General features: G+C 64.8%; 6 protein-coding genes (1 of these 6 running past the window's edge). 3 read left to right on the top strand and 3 right to left on the bottom strand.

What is annotated here, in order from left to right; translation table 11 throughout:
* Positions 1–730 carry the 5' portion of a methyltransferase gene (locus G5V57_RS04645; RefSeq protein WP_165166413.1) on the bottom strand. Its footprint begins 293 nt before the window's first position, so 730 of the gene's 1,023 nt are visible here — the first part of the coding sequence; it begins with the start codon at positions 728–730; its stop codon lies off the left edge, out of view.
* Positions 731–900: 170 nt separating this feature from the next.
* Here G5V57_RS04645 and G5V57_RS04640 point away from each other — a divergent pair, with 170 nt between their 5' ends.
* Entirely contained in the window at positions 901–2,274 is a 1,374-nt protein-coding gene (locus G5V57_RS04640) for an FAD-binding oxidoreductase (protein WP_165166412.1), read from the top strand.
* A 54-nt stretch (positions 2,275–2,328) separates the two neighbouring features.
* Here the strand turns inward: G5V57_RS04640 and G5V57_RS04635 are convergent, their stop codons facing one another.
* Positions 2,329–2,748, bottom strand: coding sequence for a helix-turn-helix domain-containing protein (locus tag G5V57_RS04635; RefSeq protein ID WP_165166411.1), 420 nt, complete (start codon positions 2,746–2,748; stop codon positions 2,329–2,331).
* A gap of 49 nt (positions 2,749–2,797) precedes the next feature.
* On the opposite strand from G5V57_RS04635, the gene G5V57_RS04630 reads away from it, so the two are divergent.
* Together G5V57_RS04630 and G5V57_RS04625 are read left to right on the top strand one after the other, a co-directional pair.
* Entirely contained in the window at positions 2,798–5,272 is a 2,475-nt protein-coding gene (locus tag G5V57_RS04630; protein ID WP_371744729.1) for a heavy metal translocating P-type ATPase, read from the top strand.
* Positions 5,273–5,375: 103 nt separating this feature from the next.
* Positions 5,376–7,766, top strand: a complete 2,391-nt coding sequence (locus G5V57_RS04625) for an EAL domain-containing protein (protein WP_165166410.1) — start codon at positions 5,376–5,378, stop codon at positions 7,764–7,766.
* A gap of 53 nt (positions 7,767–7,819) precedes the next feature.
* Here G5V57_RS04625 and G5V57_RS04620 read toward each other — a convergent pair whose 3' ends face one another.
* Positions 7,820–8,995: an MFS transporter gene (locus G5V57_RS04620; RefSeq protein WP_165166409.1), complete on the bottom strand. Its 1,176-nt coding sequence runs from the start codon at positions 8,993–8,995 to the stop codon at positions 7,820–7,822.
* Between the last annotated feature and the right edge of the window lie 20 nt (positions 8,996–9,015).

Here is a 9,015-nt window from a genome sequence, read left to right as displayed (position 1 = left end):
TGGTGATCACATCGGCACGTGGCAAGGGATCGGCGAAAAAATCGCCGCCGACGGCTTCGACGCGGTCGCTCAAGCCCGCTTCGGCGATCTTGCGCGTCGCGATCGGCACGACATTGGGCAGATCGAAGCTTGTGCAGCGCATATGGGGATGCGCGGCGGCGACCATGCAGGAGAGCTGCCCGGTGGCGCCGCCGACGTCACAGAGCGTGCGGTATCTTGAGAAGTCGAACGTTTGGGCGAAGATCAGGAAGTTGCCGGCCGAAATACCGGACATGGCGCTCATGAATTGCTCGAGCCGCTCAGGCACTTCATAGAGCTTGGCGAACATCGGCTCGCCGGAATGCTTCGTCTCGTTCTGCGGCTTGCCGGTCTTCAAAGCCTCGGTCAGATCGCCCCAGAAGCGATAGAGGCGGGCATTGGCCATCTCCAATATGCCGCCGACATAGGAGGGGCTGGTGGCGTCGAGAAAATGCGCCGTTTCAGGTGAATTGGAGTAGCGGGCCTGAGGTCCGTCGCCATCCCGCCGCAAAAAGCCCAAAGCGACCAGCGCATCGGGAAAATCGGGCACTGCCCGCTCGTTCAGGGCGAGGCTATGGGCGATCTCGGCGCCCGTCATCGGCTGGCGGGCGAGGGCTGTGAAGAGCTTCAGCTCGATCGCCGACAGGAGCGCCTTCGACGCGAAGAAACCCATGCCGATCTGCAGTATGTGCGACGGATTGAGGTCCGACATCGCGGTCTCCCCTTTTTTCGCATTTCAAATGCGCAGGTCTCCCCCGGCCATAACATTAAGCAAGCGCGGGTTTGCCCGGCAAGGGCCTCGCGCCGCCGCTCGACCGGAGGCCGCGGAGGCGGTAGTCTAGGCCTGCTTTTCGCCTAAACGCGACAACCTCGGGGAGTCCCATGCCGACTGTTCAAGACGTGACCCGCGACGTCAGCGAGCTCGCCAAGACCTTTGCCGGCCAGCTGCTGCAGCCCAATTCGCCGGGCTATGACGAGGCAAGACGGGTCCATAACGGTCTTATCGACAAGCGCCCGGCTCTGATCGCCCGTTGCCGCGGTGTCGCCGATATCGTCGATGCTCTGGAGCTCGGCCAAAGGCTCGGCCTCGAGATCGCCGTCAGGGGAGGCGGCCACAATGTCGCCGGACGCGCGACGATCGACAAGGGTCTTATGATCGATCTCGCCCCGATGAAGGGCATCGATGTCGATCACAAGCATGGCGTGGCGCGGGCGCAAGGGGGAGTCACTTGGCGCGAATTCAATCGCGAGACGCAGCTTCACGGTCTTGCGACGACCGGCGGCGTCGTCTCGACCACCGGAATAGCCGGTCTCACCTTGGGCGGCGGAATCGGGTGGCTGATGGGCAGGCATGGCCTGGCGCTCGACAATCTGTTGTCGGTCGAGATCGTCACGGTCGAGGGCAAGGTTCTGACCGCGAGCACCGAGGAAAACAGCGATCTCTTCTGGGCGGCGCGCGGCGGTGGCGGCAATTTCGGCATCGTGTCCTCCTTCGAATATCTGCTGCACCCGGTGGGGCCGATGATCACCGGTGGCCTGATCGCCTATCCCTTCGAGAGCGCCCGCGACATGCTGCATTTCTATCGCGACATCACCCGATCGCTGCCCGACGACATGATCGTCTTTGCCGGGCTCGTGCATGCGCCCGATGGATCGGGAACCAAGCTTGCCGCGATGGTGGGCTGCCATTGCGGCTCCGTCTCCGACGGCGAGGCGGCCATGAAGCCATTGAAGGCCTTCGGCACGCCGGTCATGGACGCCATCGGACCGATCTCCTATAGCGCGATGAATTCGCTATTGGATGCGGCTTATCCGAGAGGCGCTCTCAACTATTGGAAGTCGAGCTTCATGTCGCAACTGAGCGACGAAGCGATCGATGCGCTCATCGAGTGTTTCGCTCGCTGCCCCACACCCATGGGACAATTGCTCCTGGAGAATTTCCACGGCGCGGCATGCCGCGTGAAGCCGGCCGATACGGCCTTCCCGCATCGCGCCCCGGGCTACAATCTGGTCGTCCTGTCGGAATGGCTGAAGTCCGCCGACACAGCGAGGTGCACGGACTGGGCGCGGCGCAGCTACGACGCGATGAAGCCCTGGCTCGCCTCCAGCCGATATGTGAACTACATGGAAGAAGAGGCGAACGACCAGTCGGCGGCCGCCTATGGCGCGAACTATCCGAGGCTGCAGGAGATCAAGGCCAAATACGATCCCGGCAACATCCTGCACATGAATCAGAACATCGTGCCGGCGCCCTGAGCGGAGGCCGCCCTATCGTCGCTGATGCGCTACAGTCATGATGCCGGGCACGATTCAATGCGACGTCTGGCAGAGGCGGTGATCGCTTAGGACCTCGATGACGCGGCAGTCGCAGACGCGGCCATGGCCGCATTCCACCACCATGCGCTTCAATTCCTTCTGCAATGCCTTCAAGCGCTTCAGGCGCTGTTCGACTTCCTCGAGCTGGCGGCTGGCTATGTCGTCGGCGCGCTCGCAGCTCGTATCCGGATTGTCGGAGAGGCTGAGGAGCTCGCGGATGGAGTCGATCGAGAAACCCAGCTCGCGCGCATGGCGGATGAAGGTCAGTCTTTTCCTGTCCTCGACGTCATAGAGCCGGTGGCCGCCCTCGGTGCGGGTGAAAGGGGCCAGAAGCCCGATGCTCTCATAATAGCGGATCGTCTGGACCTTGGTGGCGGTCGCTTCCGCAAGCTTCCCTATGGTGAATCCGGCCATGTATTTTTCCTCTTGTATCTCTAGTGGCTAGAGATTGTAGGGGTTGAGCATGATGTCAAGAGAACCCCTTATCCAGAAATTCAAGATCACCGGCATGGACTGTGCCAGCTGTGCCCGCAAAATCGAAGTTGCCGTCGGTCGCGTCGAAGGCGCGAGCGACGTCAAGGTCGGCGTGACGAGCGAAACCCTTACCGTGACGCTGGTCGAGGCCTCGCGCGCGGCCGAGATCTCGGCCACGGTCAAGAGCCTCGGCTACGGGATCTCAGCAGTCGGCGCATCGGCCGCGAAGCCTGTGCCGAACGCGCCTCTGATCCAGAAATTCAAGATCACCGGCATGGACTGCGCCAGCTGCGCCCGCAAGATCGAAGTGGCGGTCGGCCACGTCGACGGCGCCAGCGACGTCAAGGTCGGGGTGACGAGCGAGACGCTCACGGTGACTCTCACAGCACCCGAACGCGCCGCCGAGGTCACCAACACGGTCAAAAGCCTCGGCTACGGAATCGCCCCCTTCGGCAGTTCCGTCGCGGCCCCGGCAACGAAGACCGCCCATTCACATGATCACGATCACGGCAGCTGCAGCGGCCACGATCACGCGCATGACCATGGCCAGCAGGCGCCCGCCGTCGCGAGCGCATCCGCTGAGGCGCATGACGACCATGCCAAGCCCATCGAAGGTCATTGGTGGCAATCGGCCAAGGGCTGGCTCGTCATCATTTCCGGCGCGCTGATCGCCGCCGCCTATGCCGCGACCCAGCTCGTTCCCGAGGCCTCCTATTATGTGTTCCTCGCCGCCTGCGCGGCGGGTGCCGTTCCGGTGGTCAAGCGCGCGCTGACGGCGGCGCGCTTCGGCTCTATCTTCACCATCGAGATGCTGATGACCATCGCGGTCATTGGCGCCATCATCATCGGCGCCACCGAGGAGGCGGCTCTCGTCGTCTTCCTCTTCGCGGTCGGCGAATTGCTGGAAGGCGTGGCCGCCGGACGCGCCCGCTCCGGCATCAAGGCGCTCGCCAATATCGCGCCCAAGACGGCGATGGTCGAGACCCGCAACGGTATCGTCGAGACGCCCATCGAACAGATTGCCATCGGCGCCATCGTGGTGGTGCGCCCGGGCGACCGGGTTCCCGCCGATGCGACGGTCATCTCCGGCACGTCGTCTCTCGATGAATCGGCGCTGACCGGTGAATCGGTGCCGCGCGTCAAGGAACCGGGCGATACGGTGCTCGCCGGCTCGATCAACAGCGAGGCGCTCTTGCGCTGCCGGGTCGAGAAGCCGGCGGAGGACAATCTGATCGCCCGCGTGGTGCGCCTCGTCGAGGAAGCGGCCGACGCGAAGGCGCCGACCGAGCGCTTCATCGATACGTTCTCGCGCTATTACATGCCGGCCATCTGCGCGGTGGCGATCCTGGTGGCGATCGTCCCGCCGCTCGCCTGGGGCGAGGACTGGTCTACCTGGATCTATCGCGCTCTGGCGCTGCTGCTCATCGGCTGCCCGTGCGCGCTCGTCATCTCGACGCCGGCGGCCATTGCCTCGGCCTTGGCGGCCGGCGCCCGGCGCGGCCTGCTCGTCAAGGGTGGCGGCGTGCTGGAGGCGATCGGCAAGGTGAAGGCGATCGCCTTCGACAAAACCGGCACGCTCACCGAAGGCAAGCCGAAAGTCACCGACATCGTTGCGCTCGGCGATCTCGACGAGGCCTCCGTGCTCAAGGTCGCGGCGGCGGCGGAATCGGCTTCCTCGCATCCCCTCGCGGCGGCGATCGTAGCGGAAGCCAAGGCGCGCACCATCGCCTTCACCCCGGCGAGCCATTCGGAAGTACTGCCCGGCAAAGGCCTCAATGCCATCGTCGAGGGCCTGATCATCACGATCGGCGCGCCGGCGCGGCTCGGCGTCACCAGCGCCGAGGTGCTGGATCGGGCCCGCGCGCTCGAAGCACAAGGCAAGAGCGTCTCCGTCGTGCTGGCGGGCGGCAGGCCGCTGGGGCTCATTGCGCTCCGCGATGAGCCGCGCGCCGATGCGGTGCAGGGGCTGAAGGAAGTGTCGTCCCTCGGCATCAGGACCGTCATGCTGACCGGCGACAACCGCGCCAATGCCGAGGCGATCGGCAAGAGCCTGGGCATGGAAGTCAATGCCGAGCTCCTGCCCGAGGACAAGCTCAGCTTTGTCAAGAAGCTCGCCGCCGAGGGCGGCGTGGCGAAGGTCGGCGACGGCATCAACGACGCGCCGGCGCTCGCCGCCGCCACCGTCGGCATCGCCATGGGCTCGGGCACCGACGTGGCGCTGGAGGCGGCGGATGCGGCGGTGCTCAACAACCGTGTCAGCGATGTCGCCGCACTTGTCCGCCTGTCACGGCGCACGCTCAGGATCATCCGCGAGAATGTGACGATCGCGCTCGGCCTCAAGGCGGTGTTCCTCGTCACCACCGTCATGGGCATGACCGGATTGTGGATCGCCATCCTCGCCGATACCGGCGCCACCGTGCTGGTGACCGCCAACGCGCTGAGACTTCTCAGGGGAAATCGCTAGATCTGGCGAGTTCCCTGGATACTTAGGAAGTTGTTAACCTACGCGGTCCACGGATTCTTAGAGGTTTGTCTCCATTTTTCAGCATAGTTGACGGGACGACACCATGCTGAAAGTACTGACCTGCCTGACCGTGGACCACGATCTGCGGCTTGTCGCGGTGGCGGCCGCGATCTGCGCCATCGGAAGTCTTGTTGCAATGCGGCTGTTCATGCGGGCGCGCGCATCGGACGGCATTCTGCGCCGGCAGTGGCTGGTGATGGCGGGAACCGCCGCCGGCACCGCCACCTGGACCACCCATTTCCTGGCCATGCTGGCTTTCGCGCCCGACCTTTCCACCGGCTACGATCCCTTTCTCACCACGATCTCGCTTCTGATCGCCGTCGTCGGCATGACCCTCGCCTTCATCGTCGCCGGCTGGTCGTCGACGGGCTTCCATCCCTGGCTCGGCGGCGCGCTCGCCGGTCTCAGCATCAGCGCCATGCATTATATCGGCATGGCGGGCTTCCGTGTTGCCGGTACGGTCCAATGGGAAACGGGCTATGTCGCCGCATCGGTCACCGCCAGCATCGCTCTCGGCATGGTGGCGATCCATCTGACACGCTGGCCCGACACCATCCGGGGGCGCTACGGCGCGGCGGTGGCCTTCGTGCTCGCCATCTGCAGCCTGCATTTCACCGGCATGGCGGCCGTCACCATCCTGCCGGATCCGCTGGTCGAGGTGCCGTTGGGCGCGGTGCCGAAACAGGTCATGGTGCTCTTCATTGCCGCCGCCTCGGCTTTGGTGCTCGCCATCGGGATCGCCGCCTATTTCGCCGACAAGTCGGCGCGCGGCGAAGGCCAGGCGCGGCTCAGGCGCCTCGCCAATGCGGCGATCGAAGGCCTGATCATCGTCAAGGAAAACCGCATCGTCGACGTCAATACGAGCTTCGAGGAGCTCACCGGCTGCAAGCGCGACCAGATCGTGGGCAAGAGCCTGTTCGACAACTTCCTCACCGTCGAGGGCGGCGTCGCACCGCCGGCCGGCGCGCTCAAGAGCGAGGGAGTGCTGCGTGGCGAGGGCGGCCGTCTGATCCCGGTCGAGGTCCTGTCGAAGCCGGCCGATATACTGGCCGGTGGCCGTGTCTATTCGGTGCGCGATCTGACCGAGCAGAAGACGGCGGAGGGCCGCATCCACTATCTCGCGCATTTTGACGCGCTGACCGGACTTCCCAATCGCAGCTCTTTCCTCGAGCGCCTCGCCGCCGAGATCAGCGAAGCGCAGGAGAAGAACGAAAGTTTCGCGCTGCTGAGCTTCGATCTCGACCGCTTCAAGGAAGCCAACGACATGTTGGGACACGCGGCGGGCGATCTCGTGCTCAACGACATTGCCCGGCGCTTCAAGGCCGCCCTCAACACGTCCGAATATGCGGCCCGTTTCGGCGGCGACGAGTTCTTCGCCATCCTGCCCGATGCCGGCAGCCCCCAGCAGGTCGTGGCTTTCGCCGAGCGCATCCTCGCCCACTTGCGCGCGCCGATGACGATCGAGGGCAACGAGCTGTTCATCGGGGCGAGCGTCGGCATCGCGCTGTTCCCGGCCGATGCCAGGACCGCGCCCGAGCTCATGGCCAACGCCGATCTCGCTCTCTATCGCGCCAAGGATCGCGCCGATGGCCGCGCCTGTTTCTTCGAGTCCGATATGGACTTCGAGGTGCGCGAACGGCGCAATCTGACGCGTGACCTGAGGCTTGCTCTGGCGCAGGGACAATTCGAGCTCTATTACCAGCCGCAGTCGCGCCTCACCGACAACCGGACCGTCGGCTATGAAGCGCTGATCCGCTGGCACCATCCGCAGCGCGGGCTCGTCTCGCCGGCCGGGTTCATCCCCATCGCGGAAGAGACCGGGCTCATTGTCCAGATCGGTGAATGGGTGCTGCGTGAGGCCTGTGCCACGGCGGCATCCTGGGCCGAGCCCTACCGGATCGCCGTCAATCTCTCGCCGGTGCAGTTCAGCCAGGGCGGATTGACCGAGACCGTGCATGCCGTCCTCGTCGCGACCGGACTTTCGCCGAAGCGTCTCGAGCTCGAAGTCACGGAGTCGCTCCTGATGTCCGATCCCGACATGGCGCTGCACACGCTGAGACGGCTCAAGGCGCTTGGCGTCTCGGTCGCCATGGACGATTTCGGCACCGGCTATTCCTCGCTGTCGACGTTGCAGTCGTTTCCCTTCGACAAGATCAAGATCGATCGCTCCTTCCTCGACAAGCTCGGCAAGCACCACAAGTCGGCCTCGATTATCCGCGCCGTGCTGGCGCTCGGGCGCAGTCTCGAGATCCCGGTTCTGGCGGAAGGCATCGAGACCAAGGCGCATCTCGATTTCCTGAAGGACGAGGGATGCGACGAGGCGCAGGGCTATTTCCTCGGTCGGCCCATGCCGCAGGCGATGATGTTTCCGGAGACTAGCGCGCATCCCGGAGAAGTGGAATCACTTCGCCGAAAAGGATTCGCGCCAAGTTAATATGGTGGAGCAAATCCTTATCGCCAAAGTCTTCAACTTTGGCGGGATTTGCTCTACGCCTTTGCGGGAGCCGCTGTGCGTTTCTGCATCAGCTGCAGCAGCAGGATGAATCCCAGCGCCACCGCCATCGCCACGGCGCACAGGCCGAAGGCGAAGCTCGTCGATTGCGCGGTCGCCACCCAGCCGAAGAACCAGGGCGCCAGCACGCGCGGCAGGCCCGCCACCAGGGAAACGATGCCGAGGCCACGCGCGGGATTTTCCTGCATGTGCCTGGCGGTGATGGCGAAGATCGCCGGGATGACGCAGGCGGTCCCGAAGCCCGTCACTGCGAAGGCGACGGTGCTGAGCAGGAAGTTGTTGGAAATACCGATCAGCACGAAGCCGGCGGTGGCGAGGATCAGCGATCCGAGGATCAGCGGGATATCGCCGAAGCGGGCGCGAATACTGTCGCCGCCTGCGCGGACGCCGGAATTGCACAGGCCGAAGAAGGCGGTGCCGAGGCCGGCAATGGCGGCGAGACTGGGGGCCTGCTCGTCGAGGAGCTTGGCCGACCACATGATCGCGGCGGTCTCACCGGCGATGACGAGGCCGGCGGCGAGGCCGAGGATGATCAAGGGGGTGAGCGGCGGCGATGGCGTGCCGGGCGAGACCCGCGCCATGGCGGAGAATCTGGGCTTGAGGCGGCGCGCCGCGAAGACCAGCGTCGTGCCGATGCCGAGGCACAGAATGACGGCGGCCCAATGGGGACCGGCATCGGCGCTGACCAGGCTGCCGACCAGCGCGAAGACCGCCATGGAGGCCGAAGCCGAGGCATGGAAGCTGGTGAAAATCGGGCGCTTGAGGTCGCTTTCCACATAGCTCGCCTCGGCATTCATGAAGAGGTCGAGCAGGCCCTGGGCGGCGCCGAACAGCACGAAAGCGATGAGGAACCAGAGCGGGCTCGCGGAGAGGAGCAGCAGGGCGCCGGTCAAGGCGACGAGCGGCATGCTGGCCAGGATGATGGCGCGGTTGCTGGCGAAGCGGGCGAGGGCGCCGCCCGAGGACATGACGATCACATAGGCGATGCCGTAGAAGGTGATGCCGAGGCCGAGCATCAGGCTGTCGATCCCGGCGTTGCGCATGACGACCGGGATGGCGCCCGCCCACATGCCGGAGGACACGCCATAGCCGATGAAGACGGCCGTCGTGGCGGCGCGCTGCGACGTGAAAAAGCGGGCTGCGGGGAACATTTGCGGCGGGACGTTAACTA

Origin of the sequence: Nordella sp. HKS 07 (assembly GCF_011046735.1) — a bacterium.
Classification (GTDB): domain Bacteria; phylum Pseudomonadota; class Alphaproteobacteria; order Rhizobiales; family Aestuariivirgaceae; genus Taklimakanibacter.
The sequence above is the reverse complement of the archived record's forward strand: the minus strand, read 5'-3'. Positions and strand labels throughout refer to the sequence as shown.